Below are 20,143 nucleotides of genomic sequence, written 5' to 3' on the forward strand. Positions count from 1 at the left end.
AGGTAACGGACAGGTAACACGGGGGCGAGTCGAGCGGGCGTGGGCCACGGCGCAGTCTCGGCGATGGTCACGCTCCGCGCGCATGGGGTCGAGCCCGTACAAGCCTGTTTCGGGTCCGATCAGGAGTGTGGGCGTGGGGTTTCGAGAGCGCATGTTTCGATCGCCGCCGCGCCAGGTCAGGCTGGCGACGCATCGTCCGGCAGCTCCGCTCGTGGGTCAGCTTCGCCGTCGTGCTTCGGCTCGAGCGGCTCTTCGGCGCGGCCGAGGAACGCGAGGAACTTCTCGGCGGGTGACGCGGTGGCGGCTACGTCGATCTCGGCGCTGTAGTGGTCGAGGTCGCGCTCGTGTCCGATGACGGCGTGGGCTGCGGTCAGACCATCTTCCCAGAGGCGGTTCGGAATCGCGAGCTGGTTTCGGGTGGGCCCCGCGATGTCCCAGCAGTGAGCGAGGACGTCGAACAGGTTGATACCGGCGGCGATGGATGCCGGGTACGAGCCGAACGGGAGATGGCAGGTTCGGGTGAGGTCGGTGCCGAGCCAGGCGTCCCTTGCGGTGGTAGCAGCGTTGCGGAGCGCTGCTCGATGGTCGGTTCCGAGGTGGTCCCCTTTGGGGGTTCGGGGAGCGTCGGTGTCGCCACGAGCGAAAGCTGCGAACTTCAGCGTCACGGCGATCGAGTGGTTCAGGACGTCTCGCACCTGCCAGCCGGGGCATCGCGAGTCGAGGCCGAGGTCAACGGTCTCGATGGCCTGACCCACTGTCACCTGGGCTTCGAGCGCTTCTGCCAATGCTGCCGGGTACATCGAGCCCAGGATCGCGCAGGATCCGGCGTGCTCGGAACCTTGTCTCATCAGACCGGGCGGGCTATCGGTCTCGGAGTCCCTTGCCGGCGAGGATGCGGGGGGTGATCTTGTCGATGCGGCTCTCCCGGGTGCTGGCTTGTTTCGCCCCGGAGACGTAGAGGTTGTACTCGCGTTGGCGGCCGGGGGTGAGGTCGTAGAACGCTTCGGCCAACTGATCGTGGGCTGCGAGCCGTTCGACGAGCTCGGGCGCGAGTTCCTCGTCGGGTCGTTCGGGGAGTTCGGTGCCGGCCTCTTCGTGCCCGATGGCTTCTCGGACGTAGGCGGTGATGGTGGCGGCGAGCTCCTCGACGTCGGCCACGGAGGTGAAGCGCATGCGCTTGGGGCCGTGGGTGTGCGGTCCTTGGGCGTGGAGCACGCCGTCGGGGTCGTCGAGGAGGACACCTTTGAAGAACATGAGGGCGAGGTGGTCGGAGAACTCCTGCAGCAGGACGATGTTCGCGTCATCGAGGCAGTAGCAGGGCTTGCCCCACTTGATCTCTTCGTCCAGCCCGCAGGCGAGCAGCACTGGCCGGATCGCGGTGATCTCGTCGGGCCACTGGGTGGAGGCGGCCAGGTAGGCGTCGACGTCGGGGAAGTCCTCCACTACTGCTGTTCCGGGAGTTCGGCGAAGTCCTTCTTGGCTTGCCGGTACCAGCGCATCCCGGAGACCGGACGGCGCCACCGTGACTTCATGTCGTCGCGTGCCGGACGGTGTTCCTCGTCTCCGGAGGCGACCATCTCTTTGAGGTGGGCGTCTTGGGCGCTGATGATCTCGTCGGCGGTGTCGCCGTGGTGTTCCTGGCCACAGGGACCTCCGAGCTGTTGGCAGGTCATCGTCTTCATCAGGGCGTGTTCTCCAGGACTCGATGCGGCATTGGGGCGGGGTGGGTCAGGCTTGGGCGATGCGGACCAGGTTTCCGGAGGGGTCACGAAACGCGCAGTCCCGCACTCCCCAAGGCTGCGACTTCGGTTCCTGCAGCACCTCAGCGGCACCGGAAGCCCGGATCCTCTCGAAGGTCTCGTCGAGATCAGCAGCCGAGAAGATGGCCGCCTGGATCGAACCCTTGGTGACGAGCTCAAGCAGGGCGTCACCGTCTTGTTGGGATCGCCCGCCGTGGGGCTGGGACAACACGACATCGACAGCCTGCCCGGGCGCACCGACGGTGACCCAACGGAAGTCACCCCGCTTGACGTCGTTGCGCACTTCGAGGCCGAGCGCATCGCGGTAGAAGGCCAGCGCTTCTTCGGGATCGTGCACCGGGATGAACATGGTGGAGACAACAACGCTCATGGCAGGCAACGCTACGAGGAGATCCGCACCGGGGCTTCTCCGATCCTGACCGATCGGCCGCCATGCGGGTGACGGCTACCGAGTCGGTCGGAGGTGGTGCATCGCCACACACGGTGGGACGGCCTCGAGATCACGGTGATCGAGCCGCTTGTACGCGGATGGGCTCATCCCCACGATCTCGGAGAACCGAGCGCTGAACGAACCCAGCGACGTACACCCAACAGCGAAGCAGGCGTCAGTGACCGAACTGCCCGACCTGAGCAGGGCCTGGGCGCGTTCGATCCTGCGGGTCATCAGATAGCTGTAGGGCGTTTCGGAGTAGGCGTCGCGGAACCGCCGCGAGAAATGGCCAGCCGACATGAACGCAGCCTCGGCCATCGCCGGAACGTCGAGCGGCTGCATGTAGTGCTGGTCGATGAAGTCTCGGGCTCGTCGCAGGCTCGCCAACTCGGCGAGCCGATCGGGCGTCATCCCTCGACCGTAGCGACAAGCCCGCCGGGCAACGAGCGGGGGTGTTCGCATCGGTCAGGATCAGAGAAGTGGGTCCTCCCACGCGCTCTCTACCGTCGACCTCGAATGACGTCACCTCGGAGGAGCACATGAGAAGACTCGGGATCGCGCTCACGTCGGTACTGGCGGCTGCCACGCTGTTCTCGGCGGCGGGCAAACTGGCCGGCCTGGACGAAGTCGAAGAGCTTCTCGACGACGTCGGCGTCCACGGTGTCCTGCGAGACGCTCTGCCGTTTATCCAGATTGCTGGCGCCACCGGAGCGATCGCTGGGCTGATCCGATGGCCAAGGCTTGGGATTGCCGCCACGATCGGGCTCTTCGCCTACTACGCGGGTGCCGTCCTGTTCCACCTCCGCGAGGACGCCGACGGCTACGGCATCGCCGCCGGCTACGCAATCCTCGCCCTCGTCGCAACCGGGATCAGGACCCACACGACGGTCAACCGATCCGAAAGGGAGATTGAGTCCGGTAGTGGTTCCGCGTGAGCGACCTGTGCCTGTCCGCAGTCCTTGCGGCGCGCTGAGCCCCTGACCCTGGACGAGGGACTCCCTGGTCGCCGGGCACCCACCCCGGTGAATCCCTAAGGGCCTGTCGTCGATCCGCGGTTCGGATGGTGGAGGGTTGAGACCTCTGCGTCCGGTAGCGGTCGGGCATTGTTCCATCGGGCACCGAGCGCCTGGTCGAGTTGGGCGTCGATGGCGGGGAAGAGGTGGCCGTAGGTGCCGAGGGTGACGTTGATCGTGGAGTGGCCCATCCGTTCCATGATCGCTCGAGGGTGAGCGCCCTCGGCGATGAGGAACGCCGCGTAGGTGTGCCTGAGATCGTGGAATCTGGTGCCGTTGGGAAGACCGGATCGGAGGACGGCGGGCTGGAAGTGGCGGGGGTACCAGTTGGAGTGGCGGAGTGGCCCGCCGTCGGGGCCCTCGAAGACGAGGTCGTTCTGCTTCTTGGTGGCGAGGTAGGGGGTGAGTTCGGCGACGAGGGGTTCGGGTAGTCCGACGGAGCGGCGGGAGTAGGTCTTGGTAGGGCCGATGTTGAAGCCGCCGTAGGCCTCGTCGGCCGATTCGGAGACTTCGACGCGGCGGCGCATGAGGTTGATCCTCGAGACGCGGAGCGCGCCGATTTCGCCGGCTCGGAGTCCGGTGTAGGCGGCGAAGCGGACGAGGAGGGCGTAGTCGGGGTAGCCGCCTTCTCGGTGACTGGCGCCACGCTGGAGCGGGGGCGGGTCCTGGATCGCTTCGGCGAGGGTCATGACCTGGTCGTCGGTGAGGAAGATCATCTCCTGCTTCACCGGTCGGGGTGCTTTGATGTCCATGACGGGGTTGTTCTTCACCACGCCGGAGCGGACGGCGAGCTTGAAGACGAGTCGCATGACGTCGCGGATGTTGCGGACGGTGCCGGCGCCCTTGCCTTGGGCGGAGAGCCGGGCGAGGAAGGTGAGCACCTCGGGGTGGTCGATCGACCCGATGGCGCGGTCGCCGAACTCGGGGAGGAGATGGTTTCGCAGAATCGAGTCGTAGCTCTCCCGTGTCTTGGGCTTGAGGTGGGCGGTGGTCTCGATCCACTTCTCGGCCCATTCGCCGAAGGGCTGTCGGCCGCGTTGGGGGTCGACCCAGTCGTGGCGGACGATGTCGGCTTCGACGGTGTTGGCGTAGCGCTGGGCGTCGACCTTTCGCTTGTAGGTCTTCTTGCGCTGCTTGCCGTCGGGCCCGCGGTAGTAGACGTCCCATCGGCGTTCGCCTGATGGTGTGGTGCGCGGCTGGATGCTGGCCATGACGGTGTCCTTCCCGGTCGGGTCGTGCTGGTGACGCTAGGTCGATGGTGTGACGCGAATCGGCCGGTTCAGTCGAAGTGCTTCTGGGGGACGGTGCGGGCGTCGATCCAGTCCTCGACGTCGGAGCGGCGGAACATCACGTACTTGCCAACCTTGATGAACGAGATGCGGTTCTCTTCGACGAGGCGGCGGACGAATCGTTCGGATCGGCCGAGGAGGGTGGCGACGTCGCCGATGTCGATGAGGCCTTGGTTGAGTTCGTCGACGGTGCTCATGGGTGTTCCTTTCATGGTGTGGTTGTGCGGGCGAGGGCGTTGTCGAGCCAGGTAGGCCAGTCGGTGGCGGGTCCGGGGTGGTAGCAGCCGCTGGTGGGCGCTGCCGTCGGTGGGATCGGCGTGCCGCGGAGGATGGCGAGCAGGAGGGGTTGGGGGCAGACGGCTTGGCCGTAGGCGCGGATGCCAAGGTGGAGGTGGGGTCCGGTGGTGTTGCCGGCACCGGGGGTGCCCGGCTGTCCGCCGCTGAGGCCGATGGTCTGTCCGGCGGTGACGTCGTCGCCGACTGCGACGGCGACGGTGGAGAGGTGGCAGTAGGTGTAGATGGCGCCGTCGGTCCCGGCGATGATGACGGTGTTGCCGCAACGGCCACCGCTCGCCGGATAGACGCCGGCGTCGCCGATGGATGTAGTGACCCGTCCGTCGACGATCGCGAAGAGCGGCGTGCCGACCGGCAGTCCGATGTCGTGGGCCGGGTAGTCGTGGTGGCTGCGGACGGCGATCGCTTCGGTGGCGTAGGCGACAGGGGCGGGGTAGGCGTAGCCGGCGACGACGGGCCCGATCGACGAGAGGGTGCCGGTGTAGCGGGCGGCCCATTCGAGGACCAGGTCGACGTAGGCGCGTGAGCGGTTGTAGGCGAAGATTGCGGCTTCTATGTCGTCGACCCGGCCATGCGGGCAGAGGTGAGCTACGGCGGCGGGGATGGCGTCGTGGACGTTGTTGGGGTCCCGGATGCCGTCGCGGTTGCCGTCTTGGCCGAAGATCGCCCAGGACGAGGGGATGAACTGGAACGGACCGACGGCCCGGTCCCACAAGGTGTCACCGTCGTAGCGGCCGTCGTCGGTATCGGGGATGCGGGCGGTGCCGTTGGTGCCGTTGAGCGGGATGCCGATGATGGCGGGGCTGATGGTGCCGTCGGGCTGGAGCGTCGCGCCGCCGAATCGTCCGTGATCGGACTCGATCTTGCCGATCCCGGCAACGACCTGCCACGGAAGCCCCGGGCACGCCGCGGACTGGGCGGCGTAGAGCTGCAGCAGCAGAGGCGGGATGTCCGCGACAGCGTCTTCCGAGGGGTCGAAGAGGGCATGGCCATCCGATGCTGATGCGCTGGCGGTCCCGGCGGCGAGGGCGGAGAGTCCGAACACCGCTGCGAGCGGCGTGGCGAGGACGGCGAGTCCGCCGAAGAGGAGCTTCGCGATCATCTGCCGCCCCCAAGCGATTCACCTTCCCGCATCCAGACCGGCCGGGCCAGTTCGAAGCGGTCCCCGTCTCGGTGGTGGAGGAGCAGGCCGAGACTCGTCAGAGGGGACCGGCCGCCGCCGATAGCGGCGTGCCTAGCGATCCGAGCTACGAGCCGACGATGCATGCCTCATCTGTGGCCCGTCGACCCCAGTGATTGGGACACGCCCTTCGATGCGCCCAACGTGCGTCGCCCGAGTGGGCTCACCCAACGGGCAGACAGAGGCTGTCACACCCTCTGTCTACGCTGGAGCACATGAAGGTGTTCGTTTCGCACAAGGACTCCGACGCCAACCTCGCGCGGACTGTCGTCCAGGCTCTCGAGGCCTTGGGCGTTCCCGCTTACCTGGATGTTCTCGATGACCGGCTCCTGCGAGGGCCGGAGCTGGCTGCTCAGATTCGATCACGAATGGCGACCTGTAGCCATTTGATCGCCGTCGTGTCGCAGGCGACCGCCAAGTCCTGGTGGGTTCCGTGGGAGATCGGCGTGGCAAGTGAACGAACCATGCCGCTCGCCTCGTTCACCTCGCAGCCCTCGCTCCTGCCTGACTACTTGCGTACGTGGCCGTTCATGTCTCGGTCGGGCGAAATAGCTACTTACGTCGAGGAGGCTCGCCGGTTCGACCGAGAGACTAGGTCGGTCACGGCCTCGGCAGCGCGAGGCGGTTGGGCCGACTTTCATCGCAATCTGAAGTCTAGATTGGGTCAGTAGTTTTGTATTCGAAGGGAAGTGCATGACATCTAAGAAAGTAGTATTCGTGGCCTTCGCAATCGAGGATCAACGCCAGCGTGATCTTCTCAAAGGCCAGTCCCTCCACCCCCGCGCCCCGTACGAATTCGTCGACATGTCCGTGAAGGAACCCTACGCCTCGGCATGGAAGGAGAAGGTTCGGACGCGGATTCGTAGGTCCGACGGTGTCATCGTTCTTGTGAGCAGGAACTCGCTGAAATCGACGGGGCAGAAGTGGGAGATTGAGTGTGCGAGAGCAGAGAAGAAGCCGGTCCGCGGTATATGGGCCTATTCGACTGACCGAACGAGCTTGAGCGGCGTCGCCACTTTCGTATGGAACGATTCCAATATCAGCTCGTTCATAGATTCGCTGTAAGCCGATGCGCAAGGCTCTTATTGTTGGCATCGACTTTTACAACGCGATCTCTCACCTGTCGGGCTGTGTGTACGACGCCCGTAGCGTCGAGTCCGTCCTTACTCGACACGCTGATGGCACGTTGAACTTCCCTTCGCCGCAGGTGATGACGGCGGTGGACGAGGGGACGGCCATTTCCAAGGTGCAGCTCAAGCAGGCTATCCGACAGCTATTTGAAGGGGATTCGGAGATCGCCCTCCTTTATTTCGCCGGCCACGGCTACGTCGAGGATACAGGCGGATTTCTTTGCGCGAGTGATTCTGAAACCGGCGATGACGGTGTGTCCCTCCATGAGGTGATGACTCTCGCGAATAAATCGGCAGCGACGAACAAGGTGATAATCCTCGATAGCTGTCACAGCGGTGCAGCGGGTACCAATCCGATTATGCGAAACCTGGCAGAGTTGGCGGAGGGACTGACGATACTGACGGCATCAACTGCAGACCAGGTGGCGTACGAGAAGGAAGGTGGAGGGGCAGGCGTCTTCACCAGCCTCTTCGTCGATGCGCTGCACGGAGCGGCGGCGAACTTGGTAGGTGATATTACGCCGGGGAGCATCTATGCGCACGTCGACCAATCTCTGGGTCCGTGGGCGCAGAGGCCTGTATTTCGAACCAACGTCAAGACTTTTGTATCGCTCCGCAAAGCACTGCCGCCGATCGCCCTTGATGACCTGCAAGCCCTTGGTCGACTCTTTCCCAGTCCGGATTTTGAGTTCCCGCTGGACCCGACCTACGAACCTCAACGATCATCTGATGAGATCAGCGATCCCCGCATACCAGATCCCGATCCCGTGCATACAGCCGACTTCCGCATTCTGCAAAGCTGTGTGCGTGTGAATCTTGTTCGACCGGTTGTCGCCCCGCATATGTGGAATGCTGCGATGGAGAGCAGGAGCTGCGAACTGACGGTTCTGGGTCAGCACTATTGGAACTTAGTAAACGAAGGGCTGATCTAGGTGTGGGATCGTGTCTTGGCCGCGCTGACGGGCGACGAGCTGCTCGAGCGGCTGTCCGCCATCGAGCACGAGCGGTGGGCTCACTGGCAGCGGTACGTCCATAGCCAGTGTGAGCCGGATGTGGATGGCTCTCTTCGGATCCCAGCCGAGCTGGTCGAACGGTGGACGGATCAGATCGACCGCCCCTATGCATACCTGTCAGAGGCTGAGAAGGAGAGCGACCGCGAGCAAGTGCGGCGCTACTTGCCGACCATCACCGCAGCCGTCGAGCAAGTTCGCGACTCGGATTCGTAGCTTCGAGCGCGTCGCCTTCGTCGCAGAGGGGAGCGAGTGCGGAATCCAGGGCTCCCTAGCACGGAACCTTGGAGGACTTCCCTGAGAGGTGTCCCAACGGCCGATTCGGACGGGCCACAGATGGGGCATGCACGTTGGGCGATTCGCACCAAAACCCTTGACGGTGACCGAGGTCACCTGGTTCCGTGGTTATCCACAGGCTGAATCGCGCGGAGAGCGCGAATCGGTGGCGGATCGGGCGATGCCAGGGGAGGTGCGACGGTGACGGATGGCTGTCACGACGGGTTTGTACCGTCGACGACACCAGCTGAACCTGCGAGGTTCGGCCGCGCCGGCAGCTTCTCGATCGTCGCGAGCACGGGCCTCGCCTCCTCGAGGAGAACCGCCGTGCGCCTGACCCATCGCCCTGTCGTTCTGACCCTTCTCGCCGCAGCGCTGCTCGCCGCATGCAGCAGTGGCGACGACACGATCGCCGAACCCACCGCAGGGACCACGCCGACTAGCGAGGCGACCGTGGCTGCGACGACAGCGCCCCCGACGAGTACCCCGGCGCCCACCGCGGCTCCCGACCCTGCTGGTGCCACCGAGGCATGGCTTCAGCTCTGGGATGGCACCGAGAGGCTGGTGACCGACGCCGACGCTGCGTCGGAGGAGATGCTGGCCGTCGCCAGCCCATCCGTCGTCGAGCAGCTCGCCACTATCTACAACCCGACCCTGGCGTCGGACGTCGCCAGCACGCCGAGATTGTTCGAGAACAACCCGGTCACGGAACCCCATGCGGACGGCACGGTTGCCGTCAGCGACTGCATCTTCGAGACACCCAAGGCCGGCAACGCCACGATCTGGTACTCGGGCACGGCCGAGGCGGTCGACGGCGCGTGGACGATCACATCCATCACGCTCAACTCCGAGATCGGCTGCGTTCCATCGGCGATCGCGACCGAAGCGATCGCCGGCTACGAGGCGTACTGGGACGCCCGGGTCGAGTTCTGGGATCCAGCCGATCCGTCGAGCCCGCTCGTCGACGAGACGATGACCGGCGCCCACCTCGACCTCATCGAAGGGCTCCTCGTCGATCACGCCGACCGGGGCCTCGTCCTGCGCGGAAGGCCGACAACACACCCCGAGATCATCGAGGTCCGCTCGGCCACCGAGATCGCCATCCTCGACTGCAGCGAGCAGGACACGGGCCGGGGTCTCTTCGTGGTCGAGACGGGTGAGCGTCTTGACGACATTCCGACCGTGCGGGACGGCCAACGCGACCTCACCTCGGCGGTGATGGTGCTCGAAGACGGGGCCTGGAAGGTCTCCGATGTGCAGGGACAGGCGGACGTGTCATGCGACTCGGCACCGACACCGCAGGGCTTGCCGGTCGTGTAGCCGCCGCGTTCGCGGCGGTCACGGCGACGCTGACACTTGTCGCCGCGCCCGTCGCTGCACAGCCGACGCCGCCCGATCCGGGCCCGCCGGCACCGATCAACCCGTTGCCGATCACCCCTGCGTGCCCGGACACCGGAGGCGGTGGAGCGGCGATCGACCAGAATGGCGGCGCCGTCCTCGGCACGTGTTGGGGCAACACGCCCGGTTCGGGGCCCGACATCACTGTCTCGTCTGCTCTCGTGTGGAACTGGTACGGCTGCGACCAGTGGCGTCCGTACTCACCGGGATCGACCGTCTCGGCCGTCAGCCCCCAGGGCGAGCTCCTGCTCGAGGACATCATCGCCCGAGGCCTCGACCCGACCGTCACCTACGTCTGGCACACCGTCGAGTGCACCCACGTTCAACGGGGAGCCGGCGCTGACGGCGCCGACCTCGTCGAGATCTGGGGGTGGGGACTTCTCGTGATCGGCACGACCGCACCGGTCGATCCGCTGACCCTGCGTGACATCGCCGCCGCCCGCATCGACCCCGAACCCCCGACCCCGGCTACGTCTCCCATGTGGGGCGAGGTGGCATCGGTCGTCAACATGAGCACCTGGCTCTGGGTGACCGACGACTGGGAACCGGTCGAGGAGGAGGAGTCCCAGGGCTTCGTCACCGTCGTGGTCCAGGCCCGCCCGGTCGAGACCTCCTGGGACACCGGTGACGGCACCACCGTCGTGTGCGCCAACGGCCCCGGCGTCCCCTGGGCGCCGGGCATGGCCAGCGACGACACCTACTGCTCGCACACCTTCACCGCCGCGGGCACGGGACTGGCCGGCTCAGCCACCACCACGTGGACCTTCCGCTGGTGGCTCAACGGCAACGACATGGGCGACTTCGGCGACTTCACCCGAACCACCCCGATCTCGTTCGACGTGACCGAGATCCAGGCAATCGAGACCGGCAGATAGGAACACCATGACCACGACACTCCGACCCCGGCCCAAGCCGAGCAGCAACGGCTCATCGCCACCGACGCGCTTCGACATCGAGCCACCGAACCACGGCTCAGCTCGCAGCAAGTGGCCGGAGATCACCGTCGGGCTGCTCGTCGTCGCCCTCTTCGCTCTCGTCGGAACCTGGTTCTACTCCTCGACCTCGGATCGTGAGCCCGTCATCGCTGTCCGAAACCCGATCGAGCGCGGGCAACAGATCACCGCCGCAGACCTCATGGTGGTCGACGTAGCCAGCGAACAGGCGCTCAACGTACTGCCAAGCAACCAGTCCGGTCTGGTCCTCGGACGCAGCGCACTGGTCGACCTCGCACCGGGCACTCTCGTGTCGGGCGATTTGTTCGCCGAGCAGGCGCTGATCGCTGACGGCGACGGGGTTGTGGGACTCGCCCTCGATCCTGGCGAGTACCCCACGCTCACCCTTGCCCCCGGAGACCGCGTCCGCATCGTCGAGACACCCAAGGGAACCGACGCCACCACCGAGGTCGTCCTGGTCGCCGACGCCGAGGTCATCGACGTCACCCCGATTGGGGTCCAGAACCAGCTCTTCGTCTCGGTCTCGATGGCAGCCACCGAAGCCGACGCCGTCGTCGCTGCCGCCTCGCAGGATCGTGTTCGGCTCGTACAAGTGGCGGGGTCCTGACATGGCGCTCATCTGCTTCGCCTCCGCCAAGGGCTCACCCGGTTCGACGCTTACCGCACTGGCGGTCGCTGCTGCCTGGCCGACCTCCGGCGATCGTCGCAAGCTGCTGCTCGAAGCCGACGCTTCGGGCGGGACGCTCGCGCTCCGCTACGGACTCGGGCTCGAACCCGGTCTCGTCACCTTCGCAGTCGCTGCCCAACGCCACCTCGATCCCGAAGCTCTCTGGGGCCATGCCCAACACCTCCCGGGCGGACTCCCCGTGATCGTCGGGCCCGACAACCCCGACAGAGCGGCCTCGGTCCTCGCCCGAAGCGCCGGAATGATCGCTAGCCGGCTGGCCGAACAGTCCGACCTGGACGTCATCGTCGACATCGGCAGGCTCGGCACCGAAGCGCCCAACATGGACATCCTTCGGGCCGCCGACGTGATCCTCATGGTGGCCCGGCCGACGGTCGAGCAACTCCAGCCTGGGGCCCATCGGCTCCGCTCGCTTCCGGTCCCCGACGACCGACTGAGCTGGGTCCTCATCGGACAGGCACCTCACTCAGCAGACGAGGTTCGCGAGGCGCTCGGCTACGACGTCGCCGGTGTCATCGCCGACGACCCCCGTGGAGCCGCTGCCCTCGAAGGCGGCGCCGCCGGGAGTCGGCTCCGCCGATCGGCGCTGGCCCGGAGCGCCAGTGCGCTCGCCGAGACCTTGGCGAAGCGGCACCACCCTGTCGCCCAACAGATGGCTGAGGCGGAAGCCGCTGTCGACGAAGACAAGCGAATCAGTCGCTCGACGTTCGAGATGTTGATGAACGGAGCCTCCAATGGCCGCTGATCGTGCTCAGGTTGCGGAGCTCCGACGGAGGGTCGGCGATGCGATCAGCCGGCAGGTCGCCGAGGCGGAGCACCGAACCGGATCCGTGATCGGCGGCGACGACCGCCGCATGCTCGCCCACAACATCATCGCTCGACAGATCGACGCGCTCGACACCGAAGCGATGAACAGTGGACGGCCGCTCGCCACCGAGTCCGAACGGGACGAGCTCACCCGATCGGTCCTCAACGACCTCTTCGCTCTTGGTCGCATCCAGCAGTACATCGACGATCCGAACATCACCGACATTGTGATCAACGGCCACGACACGGTCTGGCTCACCGACCGGCGAGGCACCAAGTTCCGGGGCGAGCCTGTCGCCGATAGTGACGATCACCTCATCGAGATCATCCAGACCGCAGCTCGCCGCGGTCGATCCGAGCACCGTTGGGATCCGGCCAGTCCCCGTCTCGACCTGCAACTGCCCTCGGGAGATCGACTCAACGCCATCGCCTGGCTGGCCAACCGACCGGCGATCTCGATCCGGCGACACGACTTCGACATCAACCGGCTCAAGCAGCTCATCGATCTCGGCACGATCAACGAACCCCTGCACCACCTCTTGAAGGCGATGGTCCGGGCGAGGTTCAACCTCATCATCGCCGGCGGCACCGGGGCCGGGAAGACCACCTTCATGCGGTGCCTCATCAACGAGATCCCGCCCGAGGAACGACTCATCACGGTGGAGGACTCCCTCGAAGTCGGTCTCCACCACTTCGCCGACCTCCACCCAGATCAGGTCGAGCTCGAGGCCCGACCGGCCAACGTCGAGGGAGTCGGCGAAGTCACGATGAACGACCTCGCCATCAACGCCCTGCGCATGAACCCCGACCGCCTCATCGTCGGAGAGGTTCGAGGCGACGAGTCCCTCACCCTTCTGCTCGCCTGCACGCAAGGTAACGACGGGACGCTTTGCACCGTCCACGCCGACTCGTCCGAGGGTGTGTTCGGGCGGCTCCAGATGTATCTGGCGATGACACGGGAACGTTTCGATCCGGCGGCCACCAACATGCTCGTGGCCCAGGGGATCGACGCCATCGTCCACGTCGCACGGATCGCCGGCAACCGGCGTGTCGTGACCTCCATCCGGGAGGTGACCGGCGCCGACCGCGACCTCGTGTCGACCAACGAGATCTACGGCCCTGACGAGACCGGTCGGGCGGCACCCCGCTACACGTTCAGCCCGGCCCGCCTCGAACGCCTCGAACAGGCCGGGTTCGACCGACGTTGGCTGAACGAACCGGGAAGGTGGGAGCGCTGATGGCCGCCTTCGTGTTCGCCGCTTTGTCGGCCGGAGTGGGTATCGGCGTTCTTCTGATCGTCCAGGGCCTCCGAGGCCGGGAAGTACTCCCGCCGGCTGTGATCGACTTCCGAGGCTTTGCCCGAAGTGGGCGCCTCCCGTGGATCGCCGGGGCGGGCGCCGTTGGTCTGGTCGTGCTCGCCATCACCGGATGGCCAGTGGCTGCTGCTGCTGGGTTCGCGCTCGTGGTCTCGGGGCCTCGTCTGCTCGGCGGCAAGCAGGTTCGTGAGACGGGCATCGCTCGAACGCAGGCCATCGCTACGTGGACCGAGACCATCCGCGACAACATGGCCGGTGCAGCTGGCCTCGAGCAGGCACTCATCGCAACCGCAGCGGTGGCTCCGGCTCCGATCGCCGCCGAGGTGCGCCGCTTCGTCCATCGCCTCGACGACATGCCGCTCGCCGAGGCCCTCGCCCGACTCGGTGACGACCTCGACCACCCATCGGCCGACATGGTGGTCGCAGCCCTCACGAACGCCGTGCGGATGGAGAGCCGCGACCTCGGGCCGCTCCTCACCCGACTCGCCGAGTCCATTCGAGGCGATGTGCGGATGCGCCTCCGAGTCGAGGTCGGCCGAGCACGAATCAGGACATCGGCCCGCATCGTCACCGGCGTCACCATCTTCGTGATCGTCTTCCTCTACCTGTTCTCCCGCCCGCTGCTCGACGTGTACGACTCCGCTGTCGGCCAGCTCTGGCTCGCTCTGGTCCTCTCGATCTTCGTCGGCGGCGCGTGGCTCATGAACCACTACAGCCAGGTCGAGATGCCCGAACGGTTCTCGGCCCGTCATCGAGTCGAGGGCCGCGTAGCTGGGAGCCAGTCATGAACGGTCCGCTGTTTGCTGCTCTCATCGGAGCCGGTCTCGGCGCCGGTTGTCTCCTGATCCTCCGGGCGCTACGACCGAGACCGGTGCCGCTCGCCGTCGCCGTTCGTGCGTTGGGTCAGCCCGGGCGCCCGGCCAGTGCACCGCTCGCACCCGCTCACGACGACCTGCGCCAGCGGCTCGGCCGCTCGAGCGCACGGGCCATGGCGGCGCTCGGGCTCGCCGAGAGCGGGGCGCTCGCCGAGCAGCTGCGAGTGCTCGACAAGCCCATCGAACGCCATGCCTACGAGAAGCTCCTCGCCGCCACGGCGGGCTTCGCCCTCCCGATGCTTGCCTACGCGGGGCTCACCGCAGGCGGGGTGAGCGTCGCGCCAATAGCTCCCCTCATCGCAGCGATCGTCCTCGCCGCAGGTGGCTTCCTCTATCCCGACCTGCCACTCGCGGAACAGGTCGAGCAACGCAGACAAGGGTTCCGTCACGCCTTGTCGAGCTGGCTCGATCTCGTCACCATCATCCTCGCCGGCGGTGGCGGTATCGAGACCGCCCTCACCGGGGCAGCGAACGCCGGGGGTGGCTGGGCCTTCGACGAGATCCGCCTCGCGCTGCGCCGTGCAGAACTGACCGGGCGCCCCCCGTGGGATCTCCTCGATGAGCTCGGCGCCACCATGGGCGTCGTCGAACTCCAAGAACTCGCAGCCTCCGTCCGCCTGGCTGGCGGGCAGGGGGCGAAGATCCGCCAGTCTCTCGCCGCCAAGGCCGACGCCCTCCGGGCACAGCAGGCCGCCGACATCGAGACGAACGCCGAGACACGCACCGAGAAGATGATCGTCCCGGTCACCGTCATGGTCCTCGGCCTCACCCTCTTCATCGGCTTCGGCGCCATCGACGCCATCAGCACCGATGGCGGCGCAACCACCTTCACGCCCACGGCGGCGCAGCCATGACCCCCGCCCCGACGATCGCCCAACCATCAACCGACTGACCCAACACCAGAGAGGACCGATCCCATGGATCAGCTCAAAGCACACGTCGAGTTCCTGCGATTCGGCATCGAATACAACCTGACCAAGGCCGGCGTCGCCGTTCGCGACGAACGTGGAGCGATCTCCACCGAGATGGCGGTCGTCATGGCCGGCTTGATCGCCATCGCCGTCGTGGTCACCGGGATCCTGATGTCGAAGGCGCAGTCCAACGCCAACAACATCCCCGACACCGTCCAGGCCCCCTGAGCCGACGATGACGACCAGGGCACCGACCGTCGACTCGGCGCGCCGCCGTTTGCGTGGCGAAGCCGGTGTCACGTCGACCGAGATCGCGATCGTCATGCCCGTGATGCTCATCGTCGTGATGCTGGTGTTCCAGGTCGCCCTGTTCTGGCACGCCAAGCAGGCGGCCGACACCGCCGCCGAGGAAGCGGTCGACGCCGCACAGGTCGCAACGGCGACCGACGCCGATGGCTACGGCGGGGCGGACACGATCCTCTCCCAAGCTGGCAACCTGCGAGACGTCCAGGTCCGTGTCACCCGAGACCTCGCCAGTGGCGTCGTCACGGCAACGGTTACCGGTCGGGCTCCGTCGATCATTCCCTTCGGATCGTGGAGCGTCTCGGCCCAGGCGCAAGGGTCGATCGAGCGTTTCATCCCGGCGGACGAGCGATGACCCGCCTGGCTCAGTGGCGCAGCGACGAGCGGGGATCGGTCGCGACCGAGTTCGCCATCGTCATGGCGGCAGTGCTCCTCGGGTTCGTCGCGCTCACCATCTACGGCGGACGAGTCGTCCAGGCCGAGAACGAAGTCCGCAGCGCCGCACAGGAAGCGGCCAGAGCCGCCAGCCTCGAAGGCACCCCGGCAGCGGCCGACGCAGCCGCACGTTCCGTCGCCGTCGCCAACCTGTCCCGATCAGGAGTGTCTTGCCCAACCCCGGTCGTCGCCGTCGACCTCGCTCGCTTCGGCCCCGGCGGCGATGTGACCGTGACCATCACCTGTACCGCCTCCTTCGGCGACGTCGGCAGCCTCGGTGTCGCCGATTCCCGAGCCTTCACGGCGTCGGCCACCGAGGTGATCGACCGGTATCGAGGTGGCGCATGACCTTCCGGACATCCGCTGCCACGCAGGGCGCATCGTCCCTTGAGGGCGAACGAGGCGCAGCGTCGATCCTGTTCGCCGTGCTGGGGCTTGCGCTGTTGATGGCGACCGGCCTCGCCGTCGACGGTGGCCGCAAGCTCGGCGCCCTCAGCGAAGCACGTGACATCGCCGACAACGCCGCCCGAGCCGGCGCCCAGATGATCGACGAGGACACCTACCGAACCAGTGGCGTCGCCTCCATCGACCCGGCCGCCGCAACCCAACGGGCTCAGGCCTACCTGGCCGCGCACGGCCACACGGGAGTCGTGAACGTCACTGGTACCGACGTCACCGTGACCGTGACCATCACGCTCGATCCCACCTTCCTTCCGGGACTCATGACCGTGTCGGCCACCGAGTCCGCGACCGCAACCACCGGCACGTAGAGGACGCCATGCACCGAATCACCGATCTCATCAAGGGCCTCGCCGGCCTCGCCCTCACGCTCGGCCTTCTCGTCGGCCTACCGGTCGGGCTGGCGACCATCGTGGGCTGGCCTCTCCCGACTGCGTGGCCAGGGCTCGAGACCGTCGGGCGCCACCTGAGCGACGGCGACATCCCCGACGCCTTCCTCCTCAAGCTGATCGCTCTCATCGTGTGGATGGCGTGGGCACAGATCACCGTCGCCACGCTCGTCGAGTACGTCACGATTCTTCGAGGCAAGGCAGCGCACCGAAGCCCGACGCTGCCGGCGGTGCGGCTCCTCGCAGCGAAGCTCGCCACCTGGACCACCCTGCTGGTCAGTGCCGTTGGTCCGATCCGCCCTGCGATGGCAACGCCCCTCGCTCCGATTCCCGCCGTCGCCGCGGAGTTCGAGCTCCCGGTTGCGACAGCCGAGGACACGGCCGACGTGCCCGATCCGGACGTGCAGGAAGTCGCCGCATCGCAGCGGTATGTGACCCGCCAGGGCGACACCTGGTGGTCGATCGCCGACGACCTGCTCGGCGACGGACTGCGATGGAAGGACATCCGAACTCTGAACGTCGAAAGCCGAATGAGCGATGGCACGGTGATCAGCGCGTCGACGGACATGGTCCGACCCGGATGGAACCTGGCAGTGCCGAGCGACGCCGTCCTGCCCACGTCGTTGGTTGAGATCGGCGACGATGCGTCGTCGGAGGTCGTGGTCGAGAAGGGCGATCATTTCTGGGCGATCGCCGACGAGGCGCTGACCGACGCATGGGGTCGCCCCCCGACTGATGCCGAGCTGACCCCGTACTGGACGGAGATCGTCGCAGCGAACGAGGACCGGCTCCTGCCACCGGAAGACCCGAACCTCATCTACCCCGATCAGCGCTTCGTCTTGCCGGCACCGCCACCAAGCCCGGACCTCGCCCCCGACCTGAACGGCAACACACCGATCGTCCCGAGCGAGGGCGCCCCGCCGGAGGCCCCAACGCCGGCTGCGCCGCTGGAGGCCTCCGAGTCGCCAGTCGTCCCGACATCACCCGCTCCACCCCAGGAGAGCCCTGCACCGTTCGAGGCTCCGACAAGCGCTCCGGCAACGGCCGTGTCGACGCTGCCCGAGCCTGCACCCGCTCCTGCGACCGAACCGGCCGCCGGTGAAGACAGGATCGATCGGGCACTTGACGCGGCGAAGCCGGTCGGCGTCGTCGCCGGGGGCATCGCACTGCTCGGTGGCACGCTGCTCTTCACGCTTCGCCGCCTGCGTCATATCCAAGCGGCCCGTCGGCGACCTGGTACGACGATCGATCCGCCCGATCCCGATGCGGCATCGTTCGAGCGACGGATTCGTTCGATCAGTGTGGACGGCGAGGACGTCAGGTACTTGGCTGCGGTCAACCGCTACCTGAGCCACCAGCTGGAGAGGTCCGACACCGGAATCCCGGCGATCGTCGCAGCCCGAGCCGGACAGTTCGGCCTCGAGCTGCTGCTCGACGACCCGTGCGAGCCCGTCGCCGGGTTCGTTCCCGCGACCCCGGACAAGTCCGCATGGCAGCTCGACTCGGACCTCGACGCCCGCATGATGGAAGCCGCGTTCGGCGACGACGCCCACCCCTTCGCTCCCGCCCTGTGCCCAGTCGGCGCAACCGACGCGGGCAATCTGCTCGTCGACTTCGAGCAACTCGGGTCGACAGCGATCGAAGGGTCGGTCGAGGAAGTGGCTGCATTCGAGCGAGGCCTCGTCGCCGCACTGTGCTCCTCCCCGTGGGGAACAGAGTGCGAGATCGTCGCCATCGGGATCGACGGGCTCTCCAACGATGAACTCAGCCGGGTCACATCGCCGGCCGATCCGGTCGCCTGGGCCAGCGAGGCCGGGGAGCGCATGAAGCGGATCGCCTCGTCGCTCCACCGGAGCCCCTACGAGGAGCGCGTCGCTCACGGCGAGGTCTACCACCCGACCGTCGTCGTCATCGGGCCTGGGGCAAAACTGGCCGGTGTCGCCCAGCACCTCGCTCCAGTCGCCGACTTGGCGTACTCGCCCCTCGCGGTCATCTCGGCTCACCCTCTCGCCGGTGAGCACCGGATCGCTCTCGAAGCCGGCACAGGAACGATCGAACCGCTCGGCATCAGCTTCGTGCCGATCTCACTCGCAGCGGTGGACCTGCACGCAGTCGACCACCTGATCGCCAACGCGTCCGACACCTCCACCAGCCCGCCAGCCGAGGCATGGGCCGACGAGATCCGCAGTGCCGATCACGCAGAGTCGTCCGACGGCACGAGCAACGGCTCGGCCACCGCCGTGATCGACCTGACACCTGAAGCACCGGCCGCCGAAGGCGAAGCTGCTAGTCCAAGCCAGGAAGCGCTCGACCGAATCGCCGAGATCATGGAACCCCGGCCGGTCGAAGTGACGATCCTCGGCCGCAAGCCCACAGTCGAGGGACTTGCCGACTCAGCCTCGGCGAAGCTCGAAGCGATCATCGTCTACCTCACCTTCCACCGCAGCGTGTCGAGCGAGCGGTTCCGCGACGAGTTCTGGCCCCGGTCGAACAGCCGGGCTGCCGGTGACAACGCCATCACGAAGGTGCGGACCCTCCTTGGCATCGATGCCGACGGCAACGCTCGGCTCGACTCGGCCCGCAACAGTGGAACCTACGCAGTTAGCGATGAAGTCGGCATGGACTGGCACCGGGTCGAGGCGCTGGTCGCTGCCGCCAAGGGGGCAGCGGAGGCCGACGAGGTCGCCTACCTCAAGGCAGCCTGCGAGCTCATCGACGGACACATCGCCGCCGACGCACCACCGAGCGCCTACGCGTGGCTGCTCCGGGAGCCAACGATCTACACGCTCATCGAGACGACTCTCGTCGACGCCGCTCACCGCTGCGGTGAACTCGCCCTCGCCTCCGGCGACTGCGACCTCGCCCGCTGGGCCGCCCGCAAGGGTCTCACCATCGTCGAGGGCCAGGAGTCGCTGTACCGGATGCGAATGCAGGCCGCCTATGAGGCCGGCGACCGTGATGGCATCGTCCAGGCCTTCCACGAGGCACAGCGAGCCGCCGAGTCGTACGGCTACGCCGAAGAAGTCCAGCCCGAGACCCAGGCGCTCTTCGAGCAGCTCACGGCGACGCCGGGACGCGGCCGGGACACCGCCGACACCTGAGCCCTCCGAGAATATCGGTCACCCTGCCGTGCTCAGGATTGCCGGCTATCGGACGGGCCGGAACCTATCGGCGTCGTAGATATGCGCTCTGATCCGGCCGGTCGGGGGCAGTTCCGACGACGGGCGCCG

The 20,143-nt window shown here is 66.7% G+C and carries 24 protein-coding genes; 16 read left to right on the forward strand and 8 right to left on the reverse strand.

Annotated features, from left to right (window positions below; translation table 11 throughout):
• Positions 1 to 176: 176 nt before the first annotated feature.
• The 5 genes from R2733_24275 to R2733_24295 form a co-directional block, all read right to left on the reverse strand.
• Complete coding sequence (locus R2733_24275) at positions 177 to 800, reverse strand: TIGR03086 family metal-binding protein (GenBank protein MEZ5379637.1); 624 nt, start codon at positions 798 to 800, stop codon at positions 177 to 179.
• Positions 801 to 861: 61 nt separating this feature from the next.
• Complete coding sequence (locus R2733_24280) at positions 862 to 1,443, reverse strand: DUF1801 domain-containing protein (GenBank protein MEZ5379638.1); 582 nt, start codon at positions 1,441 to 1,443, stop codon at positions 862 to 864.
• Positions 1,443 to 1,682, reverse strand: a complete 240-nt coding sequence (locus R2733_24285; GenBank protein ID MEZ5379639.1) for a hypothetical protein — start codon at positions 1,680 to 1,682, stop codon at positions 1,443 to 1,445. The genes R2733_24280 and R2733_24285 overlap by 1 nt, the downstream gene beginning before the upstream one ends.
• A 46-nt stretch (positions 1,683 to 1,728) precedes the next feature.
• Positions 1,729 to 2,130 carry a VOC family protein gene (locus tag R2733_24290; GenBank protein ID MEZ5379640.1) on the reverse strand — a complete coding sequence of 134 codons (402 nt, stop codon included), beginning with the start codon at positions 2,128 to 2,130 and terminating at the stop codon, positions 1,729 to 1,731.
• Positions 2,131 to 2,205: 75 nt separating this feature from the next.
• Positions 2,206 to 2,601 (reverse strand): helix-turn-helix transcriptional regulator, encoded by a 396-nt coding sequence (locus R2733_24295; GenBank protein MEZ5379641.1) that lies wholly within the window; start codon positions 2,599 to 2,601, stop codon positions 2,206 to 2,208.
• Positions 2,602 to 2,642: 41 nt separating this feature from the next.
• Here R2733_24295 and R2733_24300 point away from each other — a divergent pair, with 41 nt between their 5' ends.
• Positions 2,643 to 3,125, forward strand: coding sequence for a DoxX family protein (locus tag R2733_24300; protein ID MEZ5379642.1), 483 nt, complete (start codon positions 2,643 to 2,645; stop codon positions 3,123 to 3,125).
• Between the two features lie 95 nt (positions 3,126 to 3,220).
• On the opposite strand, the gene R2733_24305 is transcribed toward R2733_24300, so the two are convergent.
• The 3 genes from R2733_24305 to R2733_24315 all read right to left on the reverse strand — a co-directional run bounded on the left by R2733_24305 (position 3,221) and on the right by R2733_24315 (position 5,888).
• On the reverse strand, positions 3,221 to 4,414 hold the full coding sequence (locus R2733_24305) for a site-specific integrase (GenBank protein MEZ5379643.1): 1,194 nt from the start codon (positions 4,412 to 4,414) through the stop codon (positions 3,221 to 3,223).
• Positions 4,415 to 4,482: 68 nt separating this feature from the next.
• The gene (locus R2733_24310; GenBank protein MEZ5379644.1) at positions 4,483 to 4,689 is read right to left on the reverse strand and encodes a helix-turn-helix domain-containing protein; all 207 of its coding nucleotides are present in this window, start codon (positions 4,687 to 4,689) and stop codon (positions 4,483 to 4,485) included.
• Between the two features lie 11 nt (positions 4,690 to 4,700).
• Positions 4,701 to 5,888 (reverse strand): peptidoglycan DD-metalloendopeptidase family protein, encoded by a 1,188-nt coding sequence (locus R2733_24315; GenBank protein ID MEZ5379645.1) that lies wholly within the window; start codon positions 5,886 to 5,888, stop codon positions 4,701 to 4,703.
• 771 nt (positions 5,889 to 6,659) lie between these two features.
• Between R2733_24315 and R2733_24320 the strand changes: the two genes are divergently transcribed.
• From R2733_24320 to R2733_24390, 15 genes are all read left to right on the forward strand, one after another.
• Complete coding sequence (locus R2733_24320) at positions 6,660 to 7,031, forward strand: TIR domain-containing protein (protein MEZ5379646.1); 372 nt, start codon at positions 6,660 to 6,662, stop codon at positions 7,029 to 7,031.
• 4 nt (positions 7,032 to 7,035) lie between these two features.
• A complete protein-coding gene (locus R2733_24325; protein MEZ5379647.1) occupies positions 7,036 to 8,028 on the forward strand; it encodes a caspase family protein in 993 nt (330 codons plus the stop codon).
• 15 nt (positions 8,029 to 8,043) lie between these two features.
• Positions 8,044 to 8,322 (forward strand): hypothetical protein, encoded by a 279-nt coding sequence (locus R2733_24330; GenBank protein ID MEZ5379648.1) that lies wholly within the window; start codon positions 8,044 to 8,046, stop codon positions 8,320 to 8,322.
• Positions 8,323 to 8,709: 387 nt separating this feature from the next.
• A complete protein-coding gene (locus R2733_24335; GenBank protein MEZ5379649.1) occupies positions 8,710 to 9,702 on the forward strand; it encodes a hypothetical protein in 993 nt (330 codons plus the stop codon).
• Positions 9,660 to 10,655 (forward strand): hypothetical protein, encoded by a 996-nt coding sequence (locus R2733_24340; protein ID MEZ5379650.1) that lies wholly within the window; start codon positions 9,660 to 9,662, stop codon positions 10,653 to 10,655. Before R2733_24335 ends, R2733_24340 begins: the two co-directional genes overlap by 43 nt.
• Positions 10,656 to 10,662: 7 nt before the next feature.
• Positions 10,663 to 11,340 carry an SAF domain-containing protein gene (locus R2733_24345; protein ID MEZ5379651.1) on the forward strand — a complete coding sequence of 226 codons (678 nt, stop codon included), beginning with the start codon at positions 10,663 to 10,665 and terminating at the stop codon, positions 11,338 to 11,340.
• A gap of 1 nt (position 11,341) precedes the next feature.
• A complete protein-coding gene (locus R2733_24350; protein ID MEZ5379652.1) occupies positions 11,342 to 12,163 on the forward strand; it encodes a hypothetical protein in 822 nt (273 codons plus the stop codon).
• Complete coding sequence (locus tag R2733_24355) at positions 12,153 to 13,463, forward strand: ATPase, T2SS/T4P/T4SS family (GenBank protein MEZ5379653.1); 1,311 nt, start codon at positions 12,153 to 12,155, stop codon at positions 13,461 to 13,463. Before R2733_24350 ends, R2733_24355 begins: the two co-directional genes overlap by 11 nt.
• The gene (locus tag R2733_24360) at positions 13,463 to 14,329 is read left to right on the forward strand and encodes a type II secretion system F family protein (GenBank protein MEZ5379654.1); all 867 of its coding nucleotides are present in this window, start codon (positions 13,463 to 13,465) and stop codon (positions 14,327 to 14,329) included. The genes R2733_24355 and R2733_24360 overlap by 1 nt, the downstream gene beginning before the upstream one ends.
• The gene (locus R2733_24365) at positions 14,326 to 15,270 is read left to right on the forward strand and encodes a type II secretion system F family protein (protein MEZ5379655.1); all 945 of its coding nucleotides are present in this window, start codon (positions 14,326 to 14,328) and stop codon (positions 15,268 to 15,270) included. Before R2733_24360 ends, R2733_24365 begins: the two co-directional genes overlap by 4 nt.
• A gap of 63 nt (positions 15,271 to 15,333) precedes the next feature.
• Positions 15,334 to 15,555 carry a hypothetical protein gene (locus R2733_24370; protein ID MEZ5379656.1) on the forward strand — a complete coding sequence of 74 codons (222 nt, stop codon included), beginning with the start codon at positions 15,334 to 15,336 and terminating at the stop codon, positions 15,553 to 15,555.
• Between the two features lie 7 nt (positions 15,556 to 15,562).
• Positions 15,563 to 15,985 carry a TadE/TadG family type IV pilus assembly protein gene (locus R2733_24375; GenBank protein MEZ5379657.1) on the forward strand — a complete coding sequence of 141 codons (423 nt, stop codon included), beginning with the start codon at positions 15,563 to 15,565 and terminating at the stop codon, positions 15,983 to 15,985.
• Complete coding sequence (locus tag R2733_24380; protein ID MEZ5379658.1) at positions 15,982 to 16,413, forward strand: TadE/TadG family type IV pilus assembly protein; 432 nt, start codon at positions 15,982 to 15,984, stop codon at positions 16,411 to 16,413. The genes R2733_24375 and R2733_24380 overlap by 4 nt, the downstream gene beginning before the upstream one ends.
• Positions 16,410 to 16,835 (forward strand): pilus assembly protein TadG-related protein, encoded by a 426-nt coding sequence (locus tag R2733_24385; protein ID MEZ5379659.1) that lies wholly within the window; start codon positions 16,410 to 16,412, stop codon positions 16,833 to 16,835. Before R2733_24380 ends, R2733_24385 begins: the two co-directional genes overlap by 4 nt.
• An 8-nt stretch (positions 16,836 to 16,843) precedes the next feature.
• The gene (locus tag R2733_24390) at positions 16,844 to 20,014 is read left to right on the forward strand and encodes a LysM peptidoglycan-binding domain-containing protein (protein ID MEZ5379660.1); all 3,171 of its coding nucleotides are present in this window, start codon (positions 16,844 to 16,846) and stop codon (positions 20,012 to 20,014) included.
• Positions 20,015 to 20,143 lie beyond the last annotated feature (129 nt).

The organism is Acidimicrobiales bacterium, assembly GCA_041394265.1.
Taxonomy (GTDB): domain Bacteria; phylum Actinomycetota; class Acidimicrobiia; order Acidimicrobiales; family SZUA-35; genus JBBQUN01.

Coding starts and splice junctions, on each gene's coding strand:
- R2733_24275 (MEZ5379637.1), bottom strand. CDS start 800: ATGTACCCGGCAGCATTGGCAGAAGCGCTCGAAGCCCAGGTGACAGTG.
- R2733_24285 (MEZ5379639.1), bottom strand. CDS start 1,682: ATGAAGACGATGACCTGCCAACAGCTCGGAGGTCCCTGTGGCCAGGAA.
- R2733_24290 (MEZ5379640.1), bottom strand. CDS start 2,130: ATGAGCGTTGTTGTCTCCACCATGTTCATCCCGGTGCACGATCCCGAA.
- R2733_24295 (MEZ5379641.1), bottom strand. CDS start 2,601: ATGACGCCCGATCGGCTCGCCGAGTTGGCGAGCCTGCGACGAGCCCGA.
- R2733_24305 (MEZ5379643.1), bottom strand. CDS start 4,414: ATGGCCAGCATCCAGCCGCGCACCACACCATCAGGCGAACGCCGATGG.
- R2733_24310 (MEZ5379644.1), bottom strand. CDS start 4,689: ATGAGCACCGTCGACGAACTCAACCAAGGCCTCATCGACATCGGCGAC.
- R2733_24315 (MEZ5379645.1), bottom strand. CDS start 5,888: ATGATCGCGAAGCTCCTCTTCGGCGGACTCGCCGTCCTCGCCACGCCG.
- R2733_24320 (MEZ5379646.1), top strand. CDS start 6,660: ATGACATCTAAGAAAGTAGTATTCGTGGCCTTCGCAATCGAGGATCAA.
- R2733_24325 (MEZ5379647.1), top strand. CDS start 7,036: ATGCGCAAGGCTCTTATTGTTGGCATCGACTTTTACAACGCGATCTCT.
- R2733_24340 (MEZ5379650.1), top strand. CDS start 9,660: ATGCGACTCGGCACCGACACCGCAGGGCTTGCCGGTCGTGTAGCCGCC.
- R2733_24345 (MEZ5379651.1), top strand. CDS start 10,663: ATGACCACGACACTCCGACCCCGGCCCAAGCCGAGCAGCAACGGCTCA.
- R2733_24350 (MEZ5379652.1), top strand. CDS start 11,342: ATGGCGCTCATCTGCTTCGCCTCCGCCAAGGGCTCACCCGGTTCGACG.
- R2733_24355 (MEZ5379653.1), top strand. CDS start 12,153: ATGGCCGCTGATCGTGCTCAGGTTGCGGAGCTCCGACGGAGGGTCGGC.
- R2733_24360 (MEZ5379654.1), top strand. CDS start 13,463: ATGGCCGCCTTCGTGTTCGCCGCTTTGTCGGCCGGAGTGGGTATCGGC.
- R2733_24365 (MEZ5379655.1), top strand. CDS start 14,326: ATGAACGGTCCGCTGTTTGCTGCTCTCATCGGAGCCGGTCTCGGCGCC.
- R2733_24370 (MEZ5379656.1), top strand. CDS start 15,334: ATGGATCAGCTCAAAGCACACGTCGAGTTCCTGCGATTCGGCATCGAA.
- R2733_24375 (MEZ5379657.1), top strand. CDS start 15,563: ATGACGACCAGGGCACCGACCGTCGACTCGGCGCGCCGCCGTTTGCGT.
- R2733_24380 (MEZ5379658.1), top strand. CDS start 15,982: ATGACCCGCCTGGCTCAGTGGCGCAGCGACGAGCGGGGATCGGTCGCG.
- R2733_24385 (MEZ5379659.1), top strand. CDS start 16,410: ATGACCTTCCGGACATCCGCTGCCACGCAGGGCGCATCGTCCCTTGAG.
- R2733_24390 (MEZ5379660.1), top strand. CDS start 16,844: ATGCACCGAATCACCGATCTCATCAAGGGCCTCGCCGGCCTCGCCCTC.